General features: G+C 72.5%; 25 protein-coding genes and 4 pseudogenes. 9 read left to right on the forward strand and 20 right to left on the reverse strand.

What is annotated here, in order from left to right; genetic code table 11:
- Positions 1–15: 15 nt before the first annotated feature.
- From DA06_RS05575 to DA06_RS05585, 3 genes are all read left to right on the forward strand, one after another.
- Positions 16–687: a GntR family transcriptional regulator gene (locus DA06_RS05575; protein ID WP_052436412.1), complete on the forward strand. Its 672-nt coding sequence runs from the start codon at positions 16–18 to the stop codon at positions 685–687.
- A gap of 31 nt (positions 688–718) precedes the next feature.
- On the forward strand, positions 719–1,708 hold the full coding sequence (locus DA06_RS05580; RefSeq protein WP_418607094.1) for an ornithine cyclodeaminase family protein: 990 nt from the start codon (positions 719–721) through the stop codon (positions 1,706–1,708).
- A 273-nt stretch (positions 1,709–1,981) separates the two neighbouring features.
- Complete coding sequence (locus DA06_RS05585; protein WP_418607095.1) at positions 1,982–2,389, forward strand: hypothetical protein; 408 nt, start codon at positions 1,982–1,984, stop codon at positions 2,387–2,389.
- A gap of 158 nt (positions 2,390–2,547) precedes the next feature.
- Here the strand turns inward: DA06_RS05585 and DA06_RS05590 are convergent, their stop codons facing one another.
- The gene (locus DA06_RS05590; RefSeq protein WP_418607096.1) at positions 2,548–3,681 is read right to left on the reverse strand and encodes a DUF932 domain-containing protein; all 1,134 of its coding nucleotides are present in this window, start codon (positions 3,679–3,681) and stop codon (positions 2,548–2,550) included.
- Positions 3,682–3,944: 263 nt separating this feature from the next.
- Here DA06_RS05590 and DA06_RS05595 point away from each other — a divergent pair, with 263 nt between their 5' ends.
- The 4 genes and pseudogenes from DA06_RS05595 (at position 3,945) to DA06_RS05610 (ending at position 8,279) form a co-directional block, all read left to right on the forward strand.
- Positions 3,945–4,931 (forward strand): ABC transporter ATP-binding protein, encoded by a 987-nt coding sequence (locus tag DA06_RS05595; protein ID WP_418607098.1) that lies wholly within the window; start codon positions 3,945–3,947, stop codon positions 4,929–4,931.
- Between the two features lies 1 nt (position 4,932).
- Positions 4,933–6,099, forward strand: a complete 1,167-nt coding sequence (locus DA06_RS05600) for an ABC transporter permease (RefSeq protein ID WP_418607100.1) — start codon at positions 4,933–4,935, stop codon at positions 6,097–6,099.
- A complete protein-coding gene (locus DA06_RS05605) occupies positions 6,096–7,259 on the forward strand; it encodes an ABC transporter permease (RefSeq protein WP_043498069.1) in 1,164 nt (387 codons plus the stop codon). The genes DA06_RS05600 and DA06_RS05605 overlap by 4 nt, the downstream gene beginning before the upstream one ends.
- Before the next feature lie 79 nt (positions 7,260–7,338).
- Positions 7,339–8,279, forward strand: a pseudogene (locus DA06_RS05610) (5'-3' exonuclease).
- 18 nt (positions 8,280–8,297) lie between these two features.
- Here the strand turns inward: DA06_RS05610 and DA06_RS05615 are convergent.
- Positions 8,298–9,074 carry an IclR family transcriptional regulator gene (locus DA06_RS05615; RefSeq protein ID WP_418607102.1) on the reverse strand — a complete coding sequence of 259 codons (777 nt, stop codon included), beginning with the start codon at positions 9,072–9,074 and terminating at the stop codon, positions 8,298–8,300.
- A 168-nt stretch (positions 9,075–9,242) separates the two neighbouring features.
- Positions 9,243–9,683, reverse strand: coding sequence for an SRPBCC family protein (locus tag DA06_RS05620; protein WP_043498071.1), 441 nt, complete (start codon positions 9,681–9,683; stop codon positions 9,243–9,245).
- 79 nt (positions 9,684–9,762) lie between these two features.
- Between DA06_RS05620 and DA06_RS05625 the strand changes: the two genes are divergently transcribed.
- On the forward strand, positions 9,763–10,422 hold the full coding sequence (locus tag DA06_RS05625) for a hypothetical protein (RefSeq protein ID WP_418607104.1): 660 nt from the start codon (positions 9,763–9,765) through the stop codon (positions 10,420–10,422).
- Between the two features lie 273 nt (positions 10,423–10,695).
- Here the strand turns inward: DA06_RS05625 and DA06_RS05630 are convergent, their stop codons facing one another.
- From DA06_RS05630 to DA06_RS05700, 15 genes and pseudogenes are all read right to left on the reverse strand, one after another.
- A complete protein-coding gene (locus tag DA06_RS05630; RefSeq protein ID WP_043498096.1) occupies positions 10,696–11,007 on the reverse strand; it encodes a hypothetical protein in 312 nt (103 codons plus the stop codon).
- 13 nt (positions 11,008–11,020) lie between these two features.
- Positions 11,021–12,449, reverse strand: a pseudogene (locus tag DA06_RS05635) (GH1 family beta-glucosidase).
- Positions 12,446–13,654, reverse strand: a complete 1,209-nt coding sequence (locus DA06_RS05640; protein ID WP_043498097.1) for an N-acetylglucosamine-6-phosphate deacetylase — start codon at positions 13,652–13,654, stop codon at positions 12,446–12,448. Before DA06_RS05640 ends, DA06_RS05635 begins: the two are co-directional and overlap by 4 nt.
- Before the next feature lie 77 nt (positions 13,655–13,731).
- A complete protein-coding gene (gene nucS / locus DA06_RS05645) occupies positions 13,732–14,427 on the reverse strand; it encodes an endonuclease NucS (protein WP_043498100.1) in 696 nt (231 codons plus the stop codon).
- A gap of 52 nt (positions 14,428–14,479) precedes the next feature.
- Positions 14,480–14,866 carry a DUF2550 family protein gene (locus DA06_RS05650; protein WP_418607106.1) on the reverse strand — a complete coding sequence of 129 codons (387 nt, stop codon included), beginning with the start codon at positions 14,864–14,866 and terminating at the stop codon, positions 14,480–14,482.
- A 39-nt stretch (positions 14,867–14,905) separates the two neighbouring features.
- On the reverse strand, positions 14,906–15,172 hold the full coding sequence (locus DA06_RS05655) for a F0F1 ATP synthase subunit epsilon (protein ID WP_418607876.1): 267 nt from the start codon (positions 15,170–15,172) through the stop codon (positions 14,906–14,908).
- A gap of 34 nt (positions 15,173–15,206) precedes the next feature.
- The gene (gene atpD, locus DA06_RS05660; RefSeq protein ID WP_043498104.1) at positions 15,207–16,673 is read right to left on the reverse strand and encodes a F0F1 ATP synthase subunit beta; all 1,467 of its coding nucleotides are present in this window, start codon (positions 16,671–16,673) and stop codon (positions 15,207–15,209) included.
- Between the two features lie 40 nt (positions 16,674–16,713).
- Positions 16,714–17,610 carry a F0F1 ATP synthase subunit gamma gene (locus DA06_RS05665; protein ID WP_043498107.1) on the reverse strand — a complete coding sequence of 299 codons (897 nt, stop codon included), beginning with the start codon at positions 17,608–17,610 and terminating at the stop codon, positions 16,714–16,716.
- A gap of 2 nt (positions 17,611–17,612) precedes the next feature.
- Positions 17,613–19,254, reverse strand: a pseudogene (atpA, locus tag DA06_RS05670) (F0F1 ATP synthase subunit alpha).
- Between the two features lie 72 nt (positions 19,255–19,326).
- A complete protein-coding gene (gene atpH / locus DA06_RS05675; protein ID WP_418607108.1) occupies positions 19,327–19,824 on the reverse strand; it encodes an ATP synthase F1 subunit delta in 498 nt (165 codons plus the stop codon).
- The gene (locus DA06_RS05680) at positions 19,719–20,141 is read right to left on the reverse strand and encodes a hypothetical protein (RefSeq protein WP_418607109.1); all 423 of its coding nucleotides are present in this window, start codon (positions 20,139–20,141) and stop codon (positions 19,719–19,721) included. The genes atpH and DA06_RS05680 overlap by 106 nt, the downstream gene beginning before the upstream one ends.
- Positions 20,141–20,707, reverse strand: a complete 567-nt coding sequence (locus tag DA06_RS05685) for a F0F1 ATP synthase subunit B (protein ID WP_043498109.1) — start codon at positions 20,705–20,707, stop codon at positions 20,141–20,143. Before DA06_RS05685 ends, DA06_RS05680 begins: the two co-directional genes overlap by 1 nt.
- Positions 20,707–20,916 (reverse strand): ATP synthase F0 subunit C, encoded by a 210-nt coding sequence (gene atpE, locus DA06_RS05690; protein WP_211338682.1) that lies wholly within the window; start codon positions 20,914–20,916, stop codon positions 20,707–20,709. The genes DA06_RS05685 and atpE overlap by 1 nt, the downstream gene beginning before the upstream one ends.
- A 90-nt stretch (positions 20,917–21,006) precedes the next feature.
- Positions 21,007–21,822: a F0F1 ATP synthase subunit A gene (atpB, locus tag DA06_RS05695; protein ID WP_043498111.1), complete on the reverse strand. Its 816-nt coding sequence runs from the start codon at positions 21,820–21,822 to the stop codon at positions 21,007–21,009.
- Positions 21,823–21,975: 153 nt separating this feature from the next.
- Positions 21,976–22,473 (reverse strand): hypothetical protein, encoded by a 498-nt coding sequence (locus DA06_RS05700; protein WP_052436414.1) that lies wholly within the window; start codon positions 22,471–22,473, stop codon positions 21,976–21,978.
- On the opposite strand from DA06_RS05700, the gene DA06_RS05705 reads away from it, so the two are divergent.
- Positions 22,463–23,290: a DUF222 domain-containing protein gene (locus DA06_RS05705; RefSeq protein ID WP_418607111.1), complete on the forward strand. Its 828-nt coding sequence runs from the start codon at positions 22,463–22,465 to the stop codon at positions 23,288–23,290. The two genes, DA06_RS05700 and DA06_RS05705, sit on opposite strands and share 11 nt — an antisense overlap.
- 232 nt (positions 23,291–23,522) lie before the next feature.
- Here DA06_RS05705 and DA06_RS05710 read toward each other — a convergent pair whose 3' ends face one another.
- Together DA06_RS05710 and secG are read right to left on the reverse strand one after the other, a co-directional pair.
- The gene (locus DA06_RS05710; RefSeq protein WP_418607113.1) at positions 23,523–23,870 is read right to left on the reverse strand and encodes an RNA polymerase-binding protein RbpA; all 348 of its coding nucleotides are present in this window, start codon (positions 23,868–23,870) and stop codon (positions 23,523–23,525) included.
- A 10-nt stretch (positions 23,871–23,880) separates the two neighbouring features.
- Positions 23,881–24,127 (reverse strand): annotated as a pseudogene (gene secG / locus DA06_RS05715) (preprotein translocase subunit SecG).
- Between the last annotated feature and the right edge of the window lie 72 nt (positions 24,128–24,199).

Consider the following 24,199-nt stretch of genomic DNA (forward strand, 5'->3'; position numbering starts at 1 on the left):
CGGAGGGAGGGACAGATGAAGCTCACGCGGCCCAGCCTCAAGGACCAGGCCCTTGCGGTCATCCGCCAGGGCATGGTCTCGGGCGAGATCCGGCCCGGGGAGATCCACTCCGCGGCCGGCATGGCCGCACGGCTCGGGACGTCCAACGGCCCGGTCCGCGAGGCGATGCTGACGCTCGTCGAGCAGGGGATCATGCAGGTCGTGCCGAACGTCGGGTTCCAGGTCACCCGCCTGACCGACGAGGACCTCGACGAGATCCAGCAGCTCCGGATCATGCTCGAGGTCCCGGCGATGCGGACCCTCGGTGAGGCCGGCATCGCCGGCCGGGAGGCCGAGGTCCGCGCGCACGCCGAGGAGAGCGCCGCCGCGGCGGCGGCCAGGGACATACCCCGCTTCCTCAACGCGGACAGGGAGTTTCACCTGTCGCTGCTCGAACTCCTCGGCAACAAGCGGCTGGTGAAGTTCGTGGCCACGCTGCGCGACCAGACCCGCCTCTACGGCCTCCACCACCTCGCCGAGGAGGGGCAGCTGGAATCATCGGCGGCGGAGCACGCCGAGCTGCTGGACGCGCTCCTTGCCGGCGACGGCGAGCGGGCCGCCCGGGTGATGAGCACCCACCTCGACCACATCCGCGGTGACTGGGCCGCCCCGCTGCCCGACGCGGACCGCGCGCCGGCGGCCCGTTGAGGACGGCACCGACAGCCACCGGAAAGGCGTCATGACAGAACTCGCACCGGGCCCGGCCGACGTCGCGCCCGTCACCTTCGCCGGCATGACCCTCGTCTCCTCCGGGGACGTCGCACGGACGACGTCGGTCACCGCGGCGGCCGACGCGCTGGAGGCGGCGCTGCGCGGCGGTCTCGACCCCGAGCTCGACGCGCCACGCTCGCGCCTGGCCACGGCCACCGGTGAGCTGCTGATCATGCCATCCACCCTCGGTGACCACTCCGGGGTCAAGCTGCTCTCGAGCACGCCCGGGAACCAGGACCTGCCGCTCATCCAGGGAGCGTTCCTCCTCTTCGAGGGCCCGGGCCAGCGGCCCGCCGCCGTCGTCGACGGCATCGCCCTGACCAACCTGCGCACCCCTGCTGTCTCGGCCCTCGCGGTGCGCCATCTGGCCCCGGCGCCCGGCCGCCCGGAGCGACTGGCCGTCTTCGGCACGGGCCCGCAGGCCCGCGCCCACGCCCTGGCGATGCTGGAGGTCCGCGACATCGCCGACGTCGCTCTGGTCGGTCGCAGGCCCGAGCCCCTCCAGACGCTGGCTGAGGAGCTCGCCGCCGCCGGCGCCACCGTGCGCAGCTACCTTCCCGACGACGCCGCCGAGGCGGTCACGGACGCGGACATCGTCTGCTGCTGCACGTCCTCGCCGGGCCCCCTCTTCGACGGCACGCTCGTCAAGGACGGCGCCGTCGTCGTCGCGATGGGCTCGCACTTCCCGCACACCCGTGAGGTGGACGACGCTCTGATCTCCCGCTCGACGGTCGTCGTGGAGTCGCGGGCCAGCACGCTCCGTGAGGCCGGCGACATCGTGCTGCCGATCGCCTCCGGCGTCCTGCGCGAGGACGACCTGCTGACCCTCCACGACGTCGTGACCGGCAGGGCCGGCCCGGAGGGCTCCGGCCCGCGGGTTTTCAAGGGCACCGGGATGCCGTGGGAGGACCTGGTCGTGGCCACGGCGATCTACCGCGCGGCGGCCGGGAGTTCGTAGACCGTCGCGACACCGGTCGGAGGCGGCGCGAGGCGGAGCAGGTCCTGGGAGCGGAGTCGCGAGGCCGGAGTCGCCCCTGGAGTGAGTCAGGGGTCGGAGCCGGGGCGTCCGAGGTCGGAGCGGGGTGGAGCGAGTTCGGGGCGGGGAACTGCGGTGACGTCTCGGAATTTGAGAAGAACCACCTCGGGAACGGGGAGCATTCGGACAACGCATGGCGTCCGGATTCGGGTGGGACTAAGGTCCCGTCTCAACGCCCTTCCCCCAGGAGGTTCGATGCGCGACTCCGGCACTCCCCGTCGCCCGGGCTGGTCCAGCCAGCTCTCACCCGCTCGCAAGGGTTGGATGCTGATGGGCGGAGGCCTCCTCGTGACAGCCCTCCTCGCCTCCGCCGGCATCAACAGTTCCTTGCTCGCCGCGCTCCTCGCGGTGATGATGGGGATCGGTCTGGTGCTCGGCCTCGCCCCGATCTTCTCCGCCGGCACTCCTTCGCCCGCAACCGGGTCTCTGCCACCGGCCCGTTTCGTCCCCGCCCCGGGTCCCCGCCCGCGCGTCGACGCGGGCGGGTGCTCGGGCGTTCGGCCGAGTTCCGCCGTCGTGGGAGTACTACGAGACGTTCGGCCGCTGAGCGGGCGGCACTGCACCGGCGGCGCTGAGCGGGCGGCACTGCACCGGCGGCGCTGAGCCGGCGGCACTGCACCGGCGGCGCTGAGCGGACGGCGCCCACTCCTGCGACGCGACAGCCGCTGCGCTTGACGCGCCAGCACACGACCGCCGCTGCGCATGACGCGTCGGCACACGACCGCCGCTGCGCATGACGCGCCGGCACACGACCGCCGCCGTCAACCGTCCACGAGCGCCCACTCCTGCGCCGTCGTGGGCCGGGTCAACGCTTCAGCCGCCGCGGTCCCGGCGGGCAGGACCCGCTGGAGGGCGGCCCAGGCAGCGCGGTCCAACGACGCATAGGTGCCGTCGACGGTGCGGAGCATGTTGCGCTGGGCGCGCGAGGACCCACGCATGGGGCTGGAGTGGTGCTCGTAGGTGTTGACCGCCTGGAGCACGGCGTGCGCGGTCCCGGCCCACGGCTGCGCACGGCCGTCGTGCCGGTAGAGGTCGTCGATCGTCTCGCGTTTCTGCTCGGCGAGCTTCAGCGCCCGCCGTGGGAGGTCCTCGCCCAGCGGACCCTGGAGCGGCACCCACGAGTCGAGGAACCTGGACCAGGTAGCGCGGTCCACCTCCACCTCGCACAGGCGCCGGATCTCGTCGGCGAAGACGTCGGCGGTGGAGTGGACGATCTCCAGCGCATGCCGGGCGGCGTCGAGCTTCACGCGCGACCCGCGCGAGTGGCGGATCCGCATCTCCGGCCCGTGCTCCGTGAGGGCGGCCGCCCGCGTGTTGTCGCACACGACGTCGGTGACGGTGCGCTTGTAGGTGGTCGCCAGGGATCCGTCGTGAGTGGTGGTGGCGAGCAGGTTGGGCCGGAACTCGACGCCCTCGGGCGTGGTGACGGACTCGCGGACGCTGACCTCGACCCACGCGATCGCGCCGTCGCGGAGCAGCCCGGCCGAGCTGATGGTCAACGTGTCGTCGAGGATGTCCGACACGGTACGCAGCAGGTACTCGGCATACTGGTGCGGCTCGTACGCCTGGGTGAACACCCCGAGCACCGTGCCGTCGTCGCGGTCGGACCGCACGATCGCCTGCCGGGAGCTCACCGCCACCCATCGCACCGGCTGCCCGGTGGCGCTCAGATGGGTCATGGTGGCCGCGTCCGCAGGACGTTCGACGGCCACCGGCCTGGACTCGGCCCGCCACCCGAAGAGCCGGCGGGCGACGTCGTCCACCGGGATGGGCCCCGGGTAGTGGTTCGGCTCGTCCCCCTGCAGCTCCGCGCGGTAGTGCCACGCCGTGCCGCGCTGGGCGGTGTTGCCGATGAGGGTCTGGGTGTTCAGGGACTCCAGCGTCTCTCGAGTCATGGGTATCGCCTCCTTCGGCCCCAGCCAAGCGTCTGGCGCCCACACCGCGTCGGCGGCCTCCACAGGAGGAGCGCCACGCCGGGCTGCTGTGGAACGTGCGGCGCGGCCGGATTCGGCCGGGCGAGGCGCTCGCACCCGGGACGGCGGCCATGGGGGAGTGCTCAGGGGGCATAAGTCCCGGAAATCGGACGGTCGGGTGTGACACGATGCGGGAGGGCGGCGCGGGGACCCGCCCCGCGAGATCTCGACAGGCAGGCGCAGACGTGACGGCAACCTCCACACACCCCGAGCCCTCCCGCACCACTCCGCACGGCGACGACGTTCTCGTCGTCTCCGACCTCGTGCGGCGTTTCGGCGACCTGACAGCCGTCGACGGCGTCTCCTTCCGCATCGCGCCCGGCGAGACGTACGGGCTCCTCGGTCCGAACGGTGCTGGGAAGACCACCACCATCTCGATGGTCTCCGGCCTCATCGCCGCGGACGCGGGCACCGTCACCGTGGCCGGGCAGCCGATGGGACCAGACCGCACCGACGTGAAGCGTCACATCGGCCTGGTGCCGCAGGACCTCGCCATCTACCCCGAGCTCACCGGGCGCGAGAACCTCACGTTCTTCGGCCGGCTGCAGGGCCTGCGCGGCAAGGAGCTCGCCGCCCGCATCGAGACCGTCCTCGAGCTCGTCGGGCTCGCGGACCGCGCAAAGGACGCCACGAAGGAGTACTCGGGCGGCATGAAGCGCCGCCTCAACATCGGCATCGGCCTTCTCCACCGGCCCACGCTCCTCATCCTCGACGAGCCGACCGTGGGTGTGGACCCGCAGTCGAGGAACGCCATCCTGGAGTCGGTCGAGGCGCTGTCCGTCGAGGGCATGGCCGTGCTGTACACCACGCACTACATGGAGGAGGCGGAGCGCCTCTGCGACCGCATCGCCGTCGTCGACTCCGGCAGGATCCAGGCCGAGGGGACCCGGGACGAGCTGATCCGCCTGACCGGCGGCGTCGACCGGATCCGTCTCGGCGGCCGCGCGGACCTCGCGGCGGCCGCCGAGGCGCTGCGGTTTCTGCCCGCGGTGGAGCGGGTGGACGCCGACCGTCGCGAGCTGGTGCTCACCGTCCACGACGCCCCGTCCGTCGTCGCGGCGATCGTCACCGGGGCGACGGCAGCGGGCATGTCGCTGACCGACGTGGAGATCACCCGGCCGAACCTCGAGTCGGTCTTCCTCCACCTGACCGGCAAGGCGCTGAGGGACTGACATGGACCAGCTCTGGACGATGGCCGCGTCCGACCTGCGTCAGAGGGTGCGGGACAAGTCGGTCGTCATCTTCGCCGTCGTCGTGCCGCTCGCGCTCATGGTCGTCTTCAACCTCGTCTTCGGCGGCACGGAGGACCTCGAGCTCGAACCGGTCACCGTCGCCGCCGCCGTCCCGGACGACGACGATCTCGGCCGGGTGGTCGTGGCGGCTCTCGGCGAGGTCGGGTCGCCGGAGGTCACCGTGCGCGAGGTCGACGCCGACGAGGTCCGGCAGCTGGCGGAGGCCGGCACCGCCCAGCTCGGGATAGTTGTCCCCGACGGTTTCTCCGACGCTCTCGCCCAGGGCGACGCCCCTGTCGTCCAGATGGTCGAGGGTGACGGCGCCGGCATCGAGAGCGACATCCTCGTGGCTGTCGTCCAGGGGGTGCTCGACCAGCTCGGCGCCGGCGCCGTGGCCGCGGCGGCCGCCGGCGAGCTCGGGCTGCCCCACGAGCAGATCGGGGCGATCGCCCAGCAGGCCGCGACCGCAGGACCGGTCGTCGACCTCGCGGAGGGGGAGGCATCCAGCGAGCAGCTGAGCGGTCTGGGCACCCTCGTCGCCGGACAGGCCGGACTGTTCCTTCTGTTCACAGTGGGTTTCGGCGTGCTGAGCCTCGTGGCCGAGCGTGAGCAGGGCACGCTCGCACGCCTGCGCTCCATGCCGATGCGGCCCGGGCTGGTGGTGGCCGCCAAGGCGCTCGTCAGCTTCGTGCTCGGCGTCGTCGCGACCTCGGTGCTGCTCGTGGCCGGCTCTCTGATGTTCGGCGTCGACTTCGGGTCGCCGCTCGCCGTCGGCGCACTGGTGGTCTGCGCGGTCACCGCCGCCACGTCGCTCATGCTCGTGATCGCCCGCCTCGCGCGCACCGCCGAGCAGGCGAACATCGTGCAGTCGATCCTGGCCATCGCGCTGGGCACGGCCGGAGGAGCCTTCTTCCCGCTGACCGCCGGCGGCGTCGTCGGGCAGCTGCTCGACCTCAATCCCGTGGCCGCGTTCATCCGGGGCCTGGGCATCACGTCGGGAGGCGGGGGGCTCGCCGACGTCGGCGTCCCCGTGCTCTACATGCTCGGCTTCACGCTCGTCGTCGTCGCTGCCTCGAGACTGCTGCCGGACCGGGGGAGGGCACTGTGAGACAGGTCCGCGCGATCGCCGCGGTGGAGCTGCGACGGTTCCTGCGCGACCGCTCCAACATCTTCTTCGTCTTCATCTTCCCGCTGATCCTCGTGCTCCTGATCGGCTCGCAGTTCGGCGGGAGCGGTCCCGGCGGGCGCGTGGTCGTCGTCGGCGAGGGCAGCGACCTTCGCACGGCGATCGTCGAAGCCCTCGAGGACGACGACGTCCGGGTCACGTCCGCGGACGCCGACGACGCCCTCGAGCAGGTGGCGCGGGGACGGACCGACGTCGCCCTCCAGATCGAGCCCGGCGACGCCGACGCGTTCGCCGCGGGTGAGGACGTCACGATCGACGTCGTAGCGAGCTCGCAGGCCGGAGCTCCGGCCACGGTCCAGCGTGTCCGGACCGCCGTCCAGGCCGTCACCGCCGAGCAGGGCCAGCTCACCGCACTGACCGCCGCCGGGGCGGAACCGACGGCGGCGCGGACCGCCCTGGAGCGTGCGTCCGAAGCTCTCGACGGGGCGCGGCTGGAGGTCGTCGACGTCGACGAGGTCGCGCAGGAACTCTCCGGCGTGGGTCAGTTCGACGTGGGCGCGGCGTCCCAGGTGCTGCTCTTCGTCTTCCTGATCTCGCTCGCGGGCTCGACCACGCTCATCCAGGGCCGCCGCTACGGCGTCGTGGGCCGCACCCTGGCCGCACCCGTCTCCACGCTGCAGGTGCTGGGCGGGCAGGCGCTCGGACGGTTCGTCATCGCCCTGTTCCAGGGCGCGTACATCATGGCCGCGACGGCGGTCCTCTTCGGCGTCGACTGGGGCAACCTGGGCCTGTCCGCACTCGTGCTGGCCGCTTTCTCGGCCGCGGCCGCCGGCGCCGCGATGCTCGTCGGGTCGCTGCTCGACAACGAGAACGCCGCGGTCGGGGCGGGCATCGGGCTCGGCCTCGTCCTCGCCGCGCTGGGCGGCGGGATGCTGCCGCTCGAGCTATTCCCGGACTCGCTCCGGGGCGTCTCCCTCGTGACGCCCCACGCCTGGGCGTACGAGGCGTTCGCGCAGATCCAGCGTCACGACGGCACGCTGACCGACATCCTGCCGCAGGTCGGCGTCCTGCTCGCCATGGCCGTCGTGCTGCTCGGCCTGGGATCGTGGGCCCTGCGACGCAGCCTCGCGCGGGCGATGTAGGTCTCTCCCGGGGACGGCGCCCGCCTCGCGCGACGGTGCGGGCGGCGGCGTCGTCAGTGGCGTACGGCATGCTTGGCGCATGACCAGTCCCGGCGGCCCGCTGCTCCTCCTCGACTCCGCGTCGCTGTACTTCCGCGCCTTCTACGGCGTGCCGGACAGCATCAAGGCGCCCGACGGCACACCCGTCAACGCCGTGCGCGGGTTCCTCGACATGATCGCCCAGCTGGTGTCCGACCGGCGGCCCGCCCGCCTGGTGGCGTGCTGGGACGACGACTGGCGCCCGGCGTTCCGGGTGGCCGCCATCCCGTCCTACAAGGAGCACCGGCTCGCTTCCGACGGCGGCGAGCAGGTGCCTGCGGCGCTGACCGCCCAGGTGCCGGTCATCGTCGAGGCGCTGGCGGCGCTCGGGATCGCGCGCGTCGGCGCTCCCGGCTTCGAGGCGGACGACGTCATCGGCACCCTCGTGGCCCGGGAGGTGACCGCGAGAGACGGGGAGCGGGGCGCGGTGGAGGTGGTGACCGGGGACCGCGACCTCTTCCAGCTCGTCGACGACGCGCCGGCGTCACCGTGCTGTACCCGGTCAAGGGCGTGAAGAACCTCCAGGTCGTGGACCAGGCGGCGCTGCAGGAACGTTACGGCGTGCCGACCGGTGCGGCCTACGCGGACATGGCCACCCTGCGCGGCGACCCCAGCGACGGCCTGCCGGGGGTTCCCGGCGTGGGGGAGAAGACCGCCGCGTCGCTGCTGCGCAAGCATGGCACCCTCGCCGGGGTGCTGGCCGCGGTGGAGAGCGGCGAGGTCAGCGCCGGCCAGCAGGCGAAGTTCCGTGCGGCCCGGGACTATCTCGCCGTCGCCCCGACCGTCGTCCAGGTGGCCCGTGACGCACCCGTCGCCGAGGTGGAGGACACCCTGCCGGACACGCCCGCGGACCCCGGCGCCGTCGTCGCGCTCGCCGAGCGCTGGAACCTCAAGTCGTCGATGACACGGGTCGTGGAGGCGCTGACCAGGGCCGGCGCCTGAGCCGGAGCTCCGACGCCGTCACCCGGGCGGTGACGCCGTCGAGAGCTCTGCGTGCGCCTGTGCGCACGTCTCCACCAGCGCGGCGGCGACCGCCTCGGCGTCGGCACCGGTGAGGCGCGCGGTGGGCACCGCAACGGTGAGCGCCGCACGGAGGCCGCCCACCTCCGTGCCGAGGGACGCGCCGAGCGCGACGACGCCGGGCTCGCTCATTTCCCGGTTCAGGCCGAACCGCTGGGCGCGCACCTGCTCGAGCTCGGTGCCCAGCTCCTCAACCGTCCTCGCGTGCCCGCCCGGCCCGGGCCGCAGGCCGCCGGCGTGGAGCGTCACGAGCGCGTCGGGGGACAGCTCCGCGAGCATCGCCCTGCCGCCAGGCGTCGTGTGGGCAGGCGCCCGCGTGCCGACCCGCAGACTGACCCGGAGCGTCTGCTCGCTCTCGATGCCGTCGACGAACCGGACGTCCGTGCCGCTGAGGACCATGAGGTGCACGGTCTCGTCGAGCTGCTCGTAGAGGGACGCCAGGTGCGGTCTGACGCGGCGCCGCACCTCCGGGATGCCGGCAGCGGCCGGCACGTGCACCGCGAGCTCCGGCCCGGCCTCGTAGAGGCGCTTGTCGCCCTGCACCGCCCACCCCCGGAGGCCCAGCGTGGAGAGCAGCCGGTGCGCGGTCGACGGAGCGACGCCCAGCTCGTGGGCGGCCTCGGTCACGCTCAGCCGACCGCGGTCCCGCAGCAGGCTGAGCAGCTGGAGGGCACGGTCGACCGCATCGATGCGGTACGGGTCGGTCTTCTGCACCACAGAATGAGCGTATTGACGTTTGCGCAGAGTGAAAGTGGAGCGGGCCGCCCCGCTCATCGACCACTCATCGGGCCACGCGAGAAAACCGGTCAAGGCGGCGGACCGTGTCCACGCACCGGGGGGTCCGCCGCCGGCGGCATCACGGCCTGCGGCGAGGGGCGGCCGGCCTCAGCGGGACTCGAGCAGGCTCTTCAACCGTGCCAGGTCCCTGGTGGTGGCGCGGTGCATGGCTCTCGACATCACCGGTGCGGCCACGGCCGAGAAGCCTGACGGCTCGCCCCGGTTGCGCAGGGTCATCCGCGTCCGACGCTCGCCCTGGGAGGTCCAGGTGTAGGTGGTCTCCATCGGGAAGGGGCCCTGTGCCGTTCGCATGACCAGACGCTCGTGCGGCACGAAATCGACGATCTCGTACGTGTAGCTGAGCCGCCGACCCAGGAAGTGCGCGACGAAGTCGAGCCGGGAGCCCAAGGTCGCCGGCGGCGGCGTCTGCCACGAGACGGACGCGATGTTGGCGTACCACTCCGGGGCGTTCGCCGGGTCTGCCGCGTAGTCGGCGACAAGGACCAGCGGCCGGTCGATCGAGATCGCGGTGAGCACGTCGACGGCCATGGGCAGCAGGCTACCCAGGCCGAGGGGTGTGCAGCCTGCGGCACAACCGGACCTGACCCTCGGAGACTACGCTCGGACCATGGCCGGCCGCGCTGCTGCGGGGCTCGTGGGCGTCGTCGTCACGGGCGCCTCGGTCGCGCTGGCGGAGATGCTCGCCCGGGTCGCCGGGAGTGGTCCCGGTCCGGTCGAGGCCGTGGCCGAGGCGTTCATCGACCGCACGCCGCCCTCGCTGAAGGACCTGGCTATCAGCTGGTTCGGCACCAACGACAAGGTCGCGCTCGGCGTCGGCATCCTCGTCGTCCTCCTGGTTCTGGCGGTGGGCGCCGGGCTGGCCGAACGAACGGAGCGGTGGCGCGGCTCCGGCGTGCTGGTCCTCCTCGGTCTCCTGGCCGCCGCCGCGACCCTGAGCCGGCCCGACGGCGGATGGGGTGCCGTCTGGCCAGTGGTGGTGTCCACGGCGGCCGGTGCTCTCGCGCTTCCCGCCTTGGTCCCCAGGCCGGAGAAGCCGCAGGTCCGGGTCGGGACCCTCCCGGAGTCGGCCGGGTCTGCGGTTCCCGGACGCGGACCGGAGTCACCTGCCGCGGCCCGTCCGCTGGACCGTCGTCGGCTCCTCATCGGTGCCGGCGCGGTGGCCGCCCATCGACAGGCCGGCGACCACGGCGCGGTCCACCCCCGGCGTCCCGCAGGGTGGCGGCGACCGCGTCGGCGTACAGCGGCAGCGAGGGGTCCGGCGGGGTGACCGAGGGTCTCGCCCAGCAGGGCGGGCTCCGGCGAGTCGCCGAAGCCGGGCGCGTCCAGGGTGATCAGCGGCAGGTCGGTCAGGTCGGCGACGACGTCGTCCCACATGCGGCTGTCGAGCGGGAAGGCGTGCAGCAGCACGAGGGGCACCGCTTCGTCGGGGCCGTGGCGGGTCAGCGAGAGCCGGGCAGTCATGGGGCCGAGCATGTCATGCGGGTCGCCGGACCGCAGGCGGCCCGCCGCACCGCACGCCGCCGCCTGCCCGGCGGCGCGCTCACCGGGCGGGGCGCCGCCTGCCCCTCGCCTGCCAGCACGCCCGGTGCCAGTGGCGCCGCTCGTCCACCGCCGCCTGCCGGCCGAGCAGGTGCTCGGTGCGCCAGGCCACCACGTGGGCGGTGCCGGGGGCGATCAGCTGGTCGCAACCCGGGCACCGGTAGCTCTTCTCCGACCCGCGGACCTGGCGGACCGTGTAGTCCTCGCCGTCCGGACCGGTCTCGGTGCGGGGCACGGCGCGCAGCCGGTCGGGATCGAGGGGCACGTGGCCCTCGCCGTACGGGCGGCGGCGGGAGCGACGGGACGACGGCACGGGAACGATTGTCTCAGGCGAGCACCTCGGTGACCTCGGGCAGCTGCCCCGAGCGCGCGACCTGCGCGTACCAGCGGGCCGAGTCCTTCGGGGTGCGCGCCTGCGTCTCGTAGTCCACGTGGACCACCCCGAACCGCTTCGCGTAGCCGTACGCCCACTCGAAGTTGTCCAGCAGCGACCACACGAAGTACCCGCGCACGTCGGCGCCGTCCTCGATCGCGCGAGCCACGGCGTCGAGGTGGCGGTGGATGTAGTCGACGCGCTGCGGGTCGTGGACCTGCCCGTCCTCGCCCACGACGTCGGGGAAGGCGGCGCCGTTCTCGGTCACCACGAGGGGCAGGCCGTCGTAGGCGTTGTCCAGGGCGGTGAGGAGCTCGTAGAGCCCCTCGGGCTCGATGTTCCAGCCCATGTCGGTCAGCGGGCCCGCCGGGTCGAGGAACTCCACCCGGTCCAGCCCGACCCAGGGGCTCGCCGCCCCGTCGCCGTGGCCGCCGGTGCCGCCCGTCGCCGGCTCGCCGGCCTCGCGGCGGCGGACGTAGCTCGTCGAGTAGTAGTTCACCCCGAGCACGTCCAGGCGCTGGCGGATCTGCGCCAGGTCGCCCGGCCGGACGAAGGACCAGTCCGTCAGGCGCGCCGTCAGCTCGCGCAGCTCGACCGGGTAGGAACCGTCCAGGATCGGCCCGAGGAAGATGTGGTTGCCGATCAGGTCGACCTCGTGGGCGGCCTCGAGGTCGCCCGGGCGCCCCCGGGTCCGCCGGGCGGGTCACGTGCAGGTTGAGCGTGATGGAGACGTTCGTCCCGTCACCGAGCTCGTCGCGGATGGCCTGCGCGGCCAGACCGTGCGCGAGGTTGAGGTGGTGCGCGGCGGCGAGCGCCGCGGCCGGGTCGGTGCGGCCGGGCGCGTGGACCCCCGAGGCGTACCCGAGGTAGGCGCTGCACCACGGCTCGTTCAGGGTGGTCCACACCTCCACGCGCTCGCCCAGCTCGCGGGCGATCGCGCGGGCGTAGTCGGCGAACGCGTACGCCGTCTCCCGGTTCGTCCAGCCGCCGGAGTCCTCGAGCTCCTGGGGAAGGTCCCAGTGGTACAGCGTGACGACCGGGTTGATGCCGGCCTCGAGCAGGGCGTCGACCAGCTCGCGGTAGAACGCGACGCCCTCGGGGTTGAGGTCGCCGCGGCCGCCCGGCTGCACCCGCGGCCACGAGATCGACAGCCGGTACGCGTCGAGGCCCAGCTCGGCCATCAGGGCGACGTCCTCGCGCCACCGGTGGTAGTGGTCCGCGGCGACGTCACCCGTGTCGCCGTTCAGCGTCCGGCCCGGCGTCCGGGAGAACGTGTCCCAGATGGAGGGGCCCCGGCCGCCCTCGGCGGCGGCGCCCTCGATCTGGTACGCCGCGGTGGCGGCGCCCCACACGAAGGACTCGGGGAACGTGCGCGGGCTCATGCGGTGACCTCCTGGCCGTGACGGATGACGCGGAGCGGACGCAACCGGGCGTCCGTGACGAGCAGATCGGCGCGCCGGCCGGCCTCGAGAGCCCCGACGGACTCGTCGCCGAGGACGCGCGCCGGGCCGGCCGACGCCATGTAGACGGCGTCGACCAGCGGCACCCCGCCGTCCACGGTGGTCCGCACGACGTCCAGGAGATGGGCGGTGCCGCCGGCGATCGCGCCCCCCTCGGTCAGCCTCGCCACCCCGCCGGCGACCGTGACGTCCTGCGAGCCGAGGCGGTAGGCGCCGTCGGGCATCCCCGCGGCGGCCATGGCGTCGGTGACGAGCACGGCGTTCTGCCGGCCGACGAGCTCGTGGACCTCGCGGACCACGGCCGGGTGCAGGTGCGTGCCGTCCCCGATCAGCTCCACGACGGCGTCGCCGCGGCAGGCGGCGGCGAGGAACTCCCCGATCGGCCCGGGGTCGCGGTGGTGCAGCGGGTGCATGCCGTTGAACAGGTGGGTGACGGTGGCGCGCCTCGAGCGCGGGTCCCCGGCCGTGAGGAGCGCCGCCCCTGCCTCCAGGGCGGCGCCGGCGTCCTCCGGCCCCGCGTCGGTGTGGCCCCAGGACGGCAGCGCGCCGCCGGCGACCAGCGCGGCGGCGACGCCGTCGCGGTTGCCAGGGTGCTCGGGCGCCACCGTCATGGTCACCACGTGGCCGCGCCCGAGCTCCAGCAGCTCGGCCGTCAGCTGCGGGTCCGGCTCGATGATCAGGTCCGGGTCCTGGGCGCCGCACCGCACCGTGGACAGGAACGGGCCCTCGAGGTGGATGCCGGCGATCTCGCCGCGCTCGGCGAGGTCAGCGAGCAGGCGCACCCGGTCGCGCAGCGTCCCGGGCGCGGCCGTGACGAGGGAGGCGACGAGCGAGGTGGTGCCGTGCCGCCGGTGCTCCAGCACCCCGCGCAGCACGTCCTCGGGCTCCTGCGCGTCCGGGAACGAGGAGCCGCCGCCGCCGTGGCAGTGCAGGTCCACCAGGCCCGGCAGCACCAGGACGCCGTCGTCGGAGGCCGGCGAGGCGCCGACGCCGGGAAATCCCGCCTCCGCGGCGTCGGTGGCGCGTCCGACCCAGGCGATCGTGGCGCCGTCCAGGACGACGGCGCCGTCGTCGATCACGCCTTCCGGGGTGACCACCCGGCCCCGGACCACGGTCTGCTCAGTCATGCCCCCATCCAACACCCCGGGCAGGACGCGTCCCGGACCGACGCGCGCCGCCGCCGGCGGTCGGCCTGGCGGGACGGTCAGAACAGGCGGGACTCGACGTCGTCCAGGCCCCGCATCGCGTCGTAGTCGAGCAGGACGCACCGGATGTCCCGGTCCGTCGCGAGGACGCGTGCCTGGGGCTTGATCTCCTGCGCGGCGAAGACGCCGCGGACGGGGGCCAGCAGCGGGTCACGGTTGAGGAGCTCGAGGTAGCGCGTGAGCTGCTCGACGCCGTCGATGTCGCCGCGGCGCTTGATCTCCACCGCCACGGAGACCCCTGACGGGTCCTTCGCCATGATGTCGACCGGGCCGATCGCCGTCGGGTACTCCCGGCGCACCAGCTGGTGACCCGGGCCGAGCAGGTCGATCTGCTCGGCGAGCAGCTTCTGCAGGTGCGCCTCGACCCCGTCCTTCACCAGCCCGGGGTCCACGCCGAGCTCGGCCGAGTGGTCGGCGACGATCTCGTGGATGCGCACGACGAGCCTGTCGTCGCTCTTGGCGTTCTGCACCGTCCAGACCTCGCGCACGCCCTGCCCGGCGTCGGTGTCGTCCGGCTCGGCGACGGCCAGCCGGCACGGGGGGCTCATCCAGTTCAGCGGCTTGTAGGAGCCGCCGTCGGAGTGGACGAGCACCGACCCGTCCGCCTTGACCATGAGCAGGCGGGTGGCCAGCGGCAGGTGGGCGTCGAGACGCCCGGAGTAGTCCACGGAGCAGGTGGCGATGACGACACGCACGTTCTTCCGGCTTTCGGTCGGGGGCGGCCCTCTCCCACGGTCGGGAGACGGTCTACACGAAGTAGTCGCCGCGCGGCGGGGCGGACTCCAGCCAGCTCACGAGGCCGGCCAGGGAGTCACGGCGCATGGCCAGGTCGACCTCCTTGCCGGGCTGGCCGCACCGGATCTCGGTGACCTGTCCCTTGCCGTCCGGCGAGCGGTGCACCCGTTCGCGCACCTCCAGGTCGGCGCGCGCGAACGTGCGGTCCGGGCGCAGCGACAGCGAGACGAGCCGGTACCAGTCCACCCGGCCCACGCCGAAGACCGCGATCCCGCTCGTCCAGTCACGCCGCCCGGGGGGTCGCAGGGCGCACTCGAAGGAACCGATGCGGTGCGCCAGGCGCCGCACCCGCACCGCGAAAAGGGCCAGCAGCAGGACAGCGACGAGGGCGAGGACCACCAAGACAGCCCCGGCCGTCCCCGCCCACGTCAATGCGGCCTACCGAAGGTTCTCGGCGAGTACGTCCGTGCCCTCGACGACGACGGTGACGGCGTCCTCGTCGACGGACACGAACCCGGAGGTCACGTCCAGGGTGACCACGGACCCCGAGGTCGGGGTGATGCGGACGACCCCGGGACGCAGCACCGCGAGCACCGGCTGGCGCCCGGGCAGGATGCCCAGGTCGCCGTTGGCGGCGGGGACGACCACGCTGGTCGCCTCCCCGCCCCACAGCGGGGCGGTCGTCGAGACGACGTCTACCTTCATCGCCACAGCGGCGACCTCCTCGATCTGGTGGGCGTCAGCGCAGCTCGGACTGGATCTTCGACCAGGCGCGCTCGAGGTCCTCGATGCCGCCGATGTTGAAGAACGCCTGCTCCGGGACGTGGTCGTAGTCGCCGTCCGTGATGCGCCTGAACGCCTCGACCGTCTCGGCGACCGGGACCGTCGAGCCCTCGACGCCGGTGAACTTCACCGCGGTGTAGGTGTTCTGCGAGAGGAACTGCTCGATCCGGCGCGCACGCGCGACGGTGATCTTGTCCTCCTCGGACAGCTCGTCGACACCGAGGATGGCGATGATGTCCTGCAGCTCCTTGTTCTTCTGCAGGATCGACTTCACGCGGGTCGCCACGTCGTAGTGCTCCTGGCCCACGTACTGCGGGTCGAGGATGCGGGAGGTGGAGGCCAGCGGGTCGACGGCCGGGTACAGACCGCGCGAGGCGATGTCGCGGGAGAGCTCGGTCGTGGCGTCCAGGTGCGCGAACGTCGTGGCCGGCGCCGGGTCGGTGTAGTCGTCGGCGGGCACGTAGATCGCCTGGAGCGAGGTGATGGAGTGTCCGCGGGTGGAGGTGATCCGCTCCTGCAGCTGGCCCATCTCGTCGGCCAGGTTCGGCTGGTAGCCCACCGCAGAGGGCATGCGGCCCAGCAGCGTGGAGACCTCGGAACCGGCCTGCGTGAAGCGGAAGATGTTGTCGATGAAGAGCAGCACCTCCTGCTTCTGGACGTCGCGGAAGTACTCCGCCATGGTCAGCGCGGAGAGGGCCACGCGCAGACGCACGCCCGGCGGCTCGTCCATCTGGCCGAAGACCAGGGCCGTCTTGTCGAAGACGCCGGCCTCCTCCATCTCGACGATGAGGTCGTTGCCCTCGCGGGTGCGCTCGCCGACGCCGGCGAACACGGACACACCGCCGTGGTCCTGCGCCACGCGCTGGATCATCTCCTGGATGAGGACGGTCTTGCCGACGCCCGCACCGCCGAACAGGCCGATCTTCCCGCCCTGCACGTACGGCGTGAGGAGGTCGATGACCTTGATGCCGGTCTCGAACATCTGCGTCCGGGACTCGAGCTGGTCGAACTCCGGCGGCTCGCGGTGGATGGCCCAGCGCTCGTTGACCTCGAGCTGCTCGCCCTCCTTGAGGTTGAGCACCTCGCCGGTCACGTTGAACACGTGCCCCTTGGTGACGTCGCCGACCGGGACGGAGATCGGGGCGCCGGTGTCGACGACCTTCCCGCCACGGACCAGGCCGTCGGTCGGCTTGAGCGCGATGGCGCGCACGAGGTTGTCGCCCAGGTGCTGCGCGACCTCGAGGGTCATGGTGGACGTACCGCCCGCCTCCTCGCCGAGGGAGACCTCGGTGGTCAGCGCGTTGTACATGTTCGGGATGGCGTCCGCCGGGAACTCGATGTCCACGACGGGACCGGTCACTCGGGAGATCCGGCCCACACCGGTCCCGCCGGTCTTGGCCGATTCGGTGGCAGTGGCAGTCATTTCTTGGTTCCTTCGTTTGTCCCCGGTCGGGTGGATGGGCTCACCGGCTCGACGCGAGCGCGTCGGCACCGGAGACGATCTCGGTGATCTCGGAAGTGATGTCGGCCTGACGGGCCGTGTTCGCCAGCCGCGTGTAGTCGCGGATGAGGTCCTCGGCGTTGTCCGTGGCCGTGTGCATGGCCTGCTGACGAGCGGCGAGCTCCGAGGCCGCCGCCATGAGGAGCTGCGAGTGGATGCGCCGGCGCACGTACATCGGCAGCAGCGCGTCGAGCACCTCGTCCGGGCTCGGCTCGAACTCGTACAGCGGCAGCGGCTCCTGGCCGGGAGGCGAGACACCCTCGACGACCTCGAGCGGCAGCATGCGCCGGACCTCCGGCACCTGCGAGACCATCGAGACGAAGCGCGTGTACACCACGTGCACCTCGCTGACGCCGCCCTCCGCCTCCGGGGCGAGGAACGCGCCGAGGAGGGTGTCGGCGATCTCGCCGGCACGCTCCGTCGTCGGCGCGTCGGACCCGCCGGTCCAGGACTGCACGACCTCGCGGCCGCGGAAGCGGAAGTAACCCTCGCCGCGACGGCCGGTGACGTAGAGGACCGGCTTCCTGCCCTGCTCCTCGAGCTCGCCGAGGAGCCGCTCGGTGGCCCGCAGGACCGTGGCCGAGTAGGCCCCGGCCATGCCGCGGTCGGACGTCACCACGAGAACAGCGACGCGCTGGGTGTCGTCGCGCCCGGAGATGAGCGGGTGGTCCAGGTTGGCGTGCGCCGCGACGGCGGAGACCGCCCGGATGAGCGCCCGGGTGTACGGGTCGGCGCCCTGGGCCGCCTGCCGCGCCTTGCCGATGCGCGAGGCCGCGATGAGCTCCATCGCGCGGAACATCTTCTTCAGGGTCTGGGTGGCCCTGATCTTCTGCTTGTAGACCCTCTGCTCGCCCGCCACGCTCAGCCTCGCTTCGCGCTGACGATCTGCTCCTGCGAACGCTCCGCCTCGACCTCGTCCACGTCCACGTCGGGCTCGGCGCCCAGCGGGTTGCCCTCGGCGTCGAGGAAGCCCTTGCGGAACTCCTCCACGCCGGCGCGCAGCTCGTCCTCGGTGGCGGACTCGAGCTTGCCGCTCTCGGCGATGGTGGTCAGGACGGAGGTGTGGCGTCGCAGGTGGTCGATCAGCTCGGACTCGAACCGGGCGACGTCCTGGACGTCGACGTCGTCGAGGTAGCCGTTGGTGCCGGCCCAGATCGACGCCACCTGGTCCTCGACGGGGTACGGGGTGTACTGCGGCTGCTTGAGCAGCTCCATGAGCCGCTGGCCCCGGGTGAGCTGCTGGCGCGTCGTCGGGTCCAGGTCGGACGCGAACATCGCGAAGGCCGCCATGGCCCGGTACTGGGCGAGCGTGATCTTCAGGGTGCCGGAGACCTTCTTCATCGCCTTGATCTGGGCGTCACCGCCGACGCGCGAGACGGAGATACCGACGTCGACGGCGGGGGCGCTGGTTGGCGTTGAAGAGGTCCGACTGCAGGAAGATCTGGCCGTCGGTGATGGAGATGACGTTGGTCGGGATGTAGGCCGAGACGTCGTTGGCCTTGGTCTCGATGAGGGGCAGGCCCGTCATCGAGCCGGCGCCGAGCTCGTCCGAGAGCTTCGCGCAGCGCTCGAGCAGGCGGGAGTGGAGGTAGAAGACGTCACCCGGGTAGGCCTCGCGGCCCGGCGGACGGCGCAGCAGCAGGGACACGGCGCGGTACGCCTCGGCCTGCTTCGACAGGTCGTCGAAGACGATGAGGACGTGCTTGCCCTGGTACATCCAGTGCTGGCCGATGGCCGAGCCGGTGTAGGGGGCGATGTACTTGAAGCCGGCCGGGTCGGACGCGGGGGCCGCGACGATCGTCGTGTACTCCAGGGCCCCGGCGCGCTCGAGCGTGCCGCGCACGGAGGCGATCGTCGAGCCCTTCTGGCCGACGGCGACGTAGATGCAGCGCACCTGCTTCGTCGGGTCGCCGGAGTCCCAGTTGGCCTTCTGGTTGAGGATCGTGTCGATCGCCAGGGCGGTCTTGCCGGTCTGGCGGTCGCCGATGATCAGCTGACGCTGTCCGCGCCCGATCGGGATCATCGAGTCGATCGCCTTCAGGCCGGTCTGCAGCGGCTCGTGCACCGACTTGCGGGCCATGACGCCCGGCGCCTGGAGCTCGAGGGCACGGCGGCCCTCGACGCCCTGGATCTCGCCGAGGCCGTCCAGCGGCTGGCCCAGCGGGTCGACGACGCGGCCGAGGTAGCCCTCGCCGACCGGCACGGAGAGCACCTCACCGGTGCGGCGGACCTCCTGGCCCTCCTCGATGCCGGTGAAGTCGCCCAGGACGACGACGCCGATCTCGCGCACGTCGAGGTTCATCGCGAGGCCGAGCGTGCCGTCCTCGAAGCGGAGCAGCTCGTTGGCCATCGCGCCGGGCAGGCCCTCGACCTGCGCGATGCCGTCGGCCGTCAGCGTGACGTGCCCGACCTCCTCGCTCACTGCCTGGGTGGGCTCGTAGGAACTCACGAAGCTGTCCAGCGCAGCCCGGATCTCCTCGGGCCGGATCGTCAGCTCAGCCATCTGCTCTTCCTTCGTTCTGTCTGACCGCCGGGACGCGGTCGGTGCTACATGTCAGTTCGTACCGGTGGGCGGTCAGCCCGCGAGCCGCCTGCGGGCGTCCGCGACGCGCGAGGCCAGCGTTGCGTCGACGACGTCGTCGCCGACCTGGATCCGCATCCCTCCGACCACGGCCGGGTCGAGAGCCACGTGCACCTGCACGGCGCGGCCGTGCTGCCGCTCCAGGATGCGCGTCAGCCGCTCGATCTGCGCGTCGGTGAGCGGGACGGCGGAGGTGACGGAGGCGATGAGGCGTTCGCGGCGCGCGGCCGCCTGCTCCCCCACCGCGCGCAGCAACGCCGGGAGCGTGTGCTCGCGCGGGGACGCCGCGGCCCGCACGGCGAGCGTCGCGGTCTCGGGGGCGACCTTGCCGGTCAGCACCCGCTCCATGAGCTGGCCGCGGCGCTCCGCCGCCGTCTCGCTGTCAGTCAGCGCCAGCCGCAGCTCGCGCTGCTCCGCCACGATCCGCTCGAGGCGGTAGGTCTCCGCCTCGACCTGCTCGAGCCGGCCGGCCTGCTCGGCGGCAGCCAGCACCGAGTCGGCAGCCAGGATCTCGACGCGTCCGCGAGGTCGCGCGGCTCGGACCAGCGCTCGCGCACGAGGCCGGCGAGCAGGTCCACCACCTCGGCGTCCGCCTTGCCGGTGAACACGTCACGGGTGAGGCCGGCCTTGTCCTCCCCGGCCCGCGAGGGCTCGGTGAGGGCGCGCCGCAGCGCCACGGAGCTGTCGAGCACGTCGACCACCCCGAAGAGCTGCTCGCCGAGCGTGCGCGCACGCTCGCCGGCCTGACGCAGGACCGGCTCCCACCGCTCCCGCGCCCGGTCCAGCGCCGCCTGGCTGCTCGCCCGCATCACGCCTCCCGGCGGGCCGGGGCCCGGTCGGCCGGCTGCGCCTCGAGCTCGTCGAGGAACCGGTCGATGACACGGGACTGCAGCGCGTGGTCGCTGACGGACTCGCCGACGATGCGGGAGGCCAGCTCGGTGGCCAGCATGCCGACGTCGGCCCGCAGCGAGATCTGGGCGGCCTGGCGGTCCGCCTCGATCTGCCGTGCGGCGCTCTCGGTGACGCGGTCGGCCTCGACCTGGGCCTTGCTCCGGGCCTCGGTGACGATGGCCTTGGCCTCGGCCTGGGCCTGCTCGCGCACCTCGGCGGCGTCGCGACGCGCCTGCGCGAGCTCGGCGGCGATCCGCTCCTCCGCGTCGGCCGCGGCCTGCTGGGCCCGCTCCGCCTGCTGCAGACCCGTCTCGATCTTCTCCGCACGCTCGTCGAGCATCGCCGTGATGCGCGGCACGGCGTACTTCACGAGGAAGAAGCCGATGATCGCCAGGCAGACGAGCGACCAGATGATGTCGTAGACGGCGGGGAGCAGAGGGTTCTGCGTGGCCTCCGCCGCCAGCGTGAGGGCGGTGGCCTGCATCAGAACACGAAGCCTGCAGCGAGGCCGATCAGACCGAGGGCCTCGACCAGGGCCATACCGATGAACATGTTGATGCGCAGCGGACCGGCCAGCTCGGGCTGGCGCGCCACGGCCTCCTGGGTCTTGCCGACCAGGATGCCCATGCCGATGCCGGGGCCGATGGTCGCGAGACCGTAGCCGATGGTCGCGATGTCTCCGGTGATCTCCATGCGGAGGTCTTCCTTCCTGTGTGGCGTGGCCGGCGGCCACGTCGTTTCGGTTCCGCCCCCCGGGCAGGTGCCGCGGCGACGACGTCTGTACTAGTGGGACTCGACGGAAAGCTGGATGTACACCGCCGTCAGGACGGTGAAGACGTACGCCTGCAGCACCGCGACGAAGATCTCGAACAGCGTGAAGGCGAAGCCCGCGGCGAGCGTGCCGAGGCCGGCGATCGTCAGGCCGGCGCCGCTCGCCTCGAAGAAGAGGTAGTGCGTCGCGCCGAAGCAGAGCACGAGCAGCAGGTGGCCGGCGAGCATGTTGGCCAGGAGACGGACGGTCAGCGTGGCGGGCCTGATGATGAAGGTCGAGAGGAACTCGATCGGCGTCAGGATGATGTAGATGGGCCACGGCACCCCGGGCGGGAAGAGCTGGCTCTTGAGGAAGTGCCCGCCGCCCTGGGCCTTGACGCCCGCCACGATGAAGGTGACGTAGGAGAGGAGCGCGAACACCAGCGGCATGCCGATGACGGAGGACCCGGCGATGTTCAGGAACGGGAGGATGCCCGTGATGTTCATGAACAGGACGCCGAAGAAGATCACCACGAGGATCGGGGTGTACCTCCGGCCGATCTCACGGCCGAGCGACTCCTCCGCGATGCCCTTGCGGACGAAGTCGACGGCCATCTCGCCCATCGACTGCACGCGGCCGGGGACGAGCTGGAGCTTCCGGGTCGCGAGCCAGAAGAAGAGGATGAGCATCGCGGTCGCGATGAGCCGCACCAGCGTGATCCGGTTGAACTCGAAGATCGTCCCCTCGAAGAGGACGGCCGGCGGGAAGAAGTCCGTGAGGCTGGGGCCGTGGAACCCGCTTCCCTCCTCGGCGGCGAGCACGACGGCGGAGGTGCTGGACGTCAGCATCGATGCGGCAGACAGTGTGTCCCCCTGGTGGCTCGGGTCGGGCACGTGTGGGTTCCCCGGGCACGTCCGACGGGGGACGGCGTACTGGGAACGCTGAAAGCCTAACGCATTTGCGGCGGTGCTTCGGACACGGACCACCGCCGCCGGCGTGACCTACGACTCCGGGGAGCGCTGCTCGCCGGCGCCGCCGCTCCCGCCGGAGGACGCGCGGGCCGAGAGATCCACCGTGGGCACCCGGGCGCGGAGGACCGCCGCCATCTCGATGGCGAGGGACCCGACGATCGCGAGCACGAGGACCGCGAAGAAGACGCCCGGGGAGTAGAAGTCGCGGTCCCGCACGAGCAGCAGCAGGACGAAGAGAAGGATCATCTTCGCCAGCCACCCGCCGACCCCGGCTGCCGTGGCGACCGGCAGCGGCCGGTCCGCCGTGAGCATCATCGTCACGACGGTCCCGACCATGAACAGTGCGGCGATCCCCGCGCCCATGAGCGCCCCCCAGAGGCCCGGGGTGCCGGCCACGAGCCAGCCGACGACGGAGCCGAGCACCGCCAGCGCCGCGACCAGGACGCCGAGCCGGCGCAGGATCACCCCGTACATGCCCCGGGTGGCGCTGCCCGTCTCGTCAGGGTTCTGGCGGGTCGTGTCGCTCATCCTCGGGACTCCTCCTCGGTGCGCGCGGGGACGGCGGTCCCGGGCGGGGTGGTGGTGGGTACCGGCCTGGTCCGGCGCCACGCCGGCCGCATCGCGGACGTGTCCGCGACACGGTCACGCACGGCCGGGGGGTGGCTGTCGGTCGTCGAGACGCTGCCCTCGGGGGCTGACCTGGGAGGGGTTCGTCTACGTCGCTTTCATCGTCGACCTCTTCGCCACCGTCCTGGACCGCGGCGTCGACCTGGCCGGCCACCCCCTGCCCACGCGGACGGCGCGGGCGGGGGCGCAGATCACCGTCGGCGCCGGCACCCTGCTCGGCCTGGACCACCAGGCCGGCCACCTCGCCGGATACGGGCCCATCCCCGCCGAGCTCGCCCGCGAGCTCGCCCAGGACGCGACCTGGCGGGCCCTGCTGACCGACGAGCACGGCCACTTCACGGACCTCTCCACCACGGCGTACCGGCCCGGGGCGGACCTGACCCGCACCGTCAAGGCCCGGGACCTCACCTGCACCTTCCCCGGCTGCGCGCGGCCGTCGGTGGTGTGCGACCTGGACCACCGCATCGCCTACGACCCGTCCATCGCGCACCTCGTCAGGCAGACGAGCACGTGCAACCTGCACCCGTTGTGCCGGCGCCACCACAACCTCAAGACCACCCGGCACTGGCACGTGCGCCGCGAGACGGACGGCACCGTCATCTGGACCGTTCCTCGCACCGGCCACCGGTACCGGCACACCCCCGACCCGCCCGCCGGCACCCCGGCAGCCACCACCCGCTGGGCCGACCTCCTCGCCAACGGCGACCCACCGTTCTGAGGCCCGGAAGGCAGCGCGGGACCCGCCACGACGACCAACCCGGCACGCCAGCGCGCCAGCACGCCAGCACGCCGGATAACCCCGGCACGCCCGAAGAACAGAGCATCTCCGCGCGCTACAGAGAACGCGCCGTCTGCACGGCCATCCTCCCGCGCGCGCCAACCGGTGTGCCGCCAGAGACGTCTACGCCCTCCGACCAACGGCCGGAGGGGCGTAGACGCAGTCCTGGGGCTCAGTTACCGCGGCGTTCGCGAAGGGCGGCGAGGGCCTCCTCCAGGAGGGCGGCACCGTCCTCGTCGGAGCGCCGCTCCTTCACGTAGGCGAGGTGAGTCTTGTACGGCTCGTTCTTGGGCGGCACGGGAGGGTTGTCCTTGTCCTGCCCGGCCGGGAGGCCGCAGCGCGGGCAGTCCCACACCTCGGGGATCACGATGTCAGGCTCCTTGGCGAAGCTCGGCCGGACCTCGTGCCCGTTGGCGCACCAGTAGCTCACCCACGTGCGAGGAGCCGCTTCGCCCCGCTCGGTCTCTCCCATGGGTCCCGCGCCCACGCGCGACCCACGGATCGCACTTCCTCCAGCCACGACGATCTCCTCAGATCTCGAACTTCTGGATCAGACCGATGAGCATGATCGTGATCCCCCCAGACCACCGCGACGCCGACAGTGATCCGGTTCAGGTTGCGCTCGGCAACCCCGGAGGAGCCGACGGAGCTCGAGAGGCCGCCGCCGAACATGTCGGAGAGGCCGCCGCCCTTTCCCTTGTGCATGAGGATGGTCAGGATCAGGAAGATGCTGGTGAGCACCAGCGCCACCTCAAGAGCGATCCGCAGTACGTCCAAGGTGTTGTCCGTTTCGTCGTGTCGAGCGGTGGGCGCCGCGCCGCAGCGCCGCGTCAAGGATAAGCGATCGGG

This window comes from Georgenia sp. SUBG003 (assembly GCF_000715355.2).
GTDB lineage: Bacteria > Actinomycetota > Actinomycetes > Actinomycetales > Actinomycetaceae > Georgenia.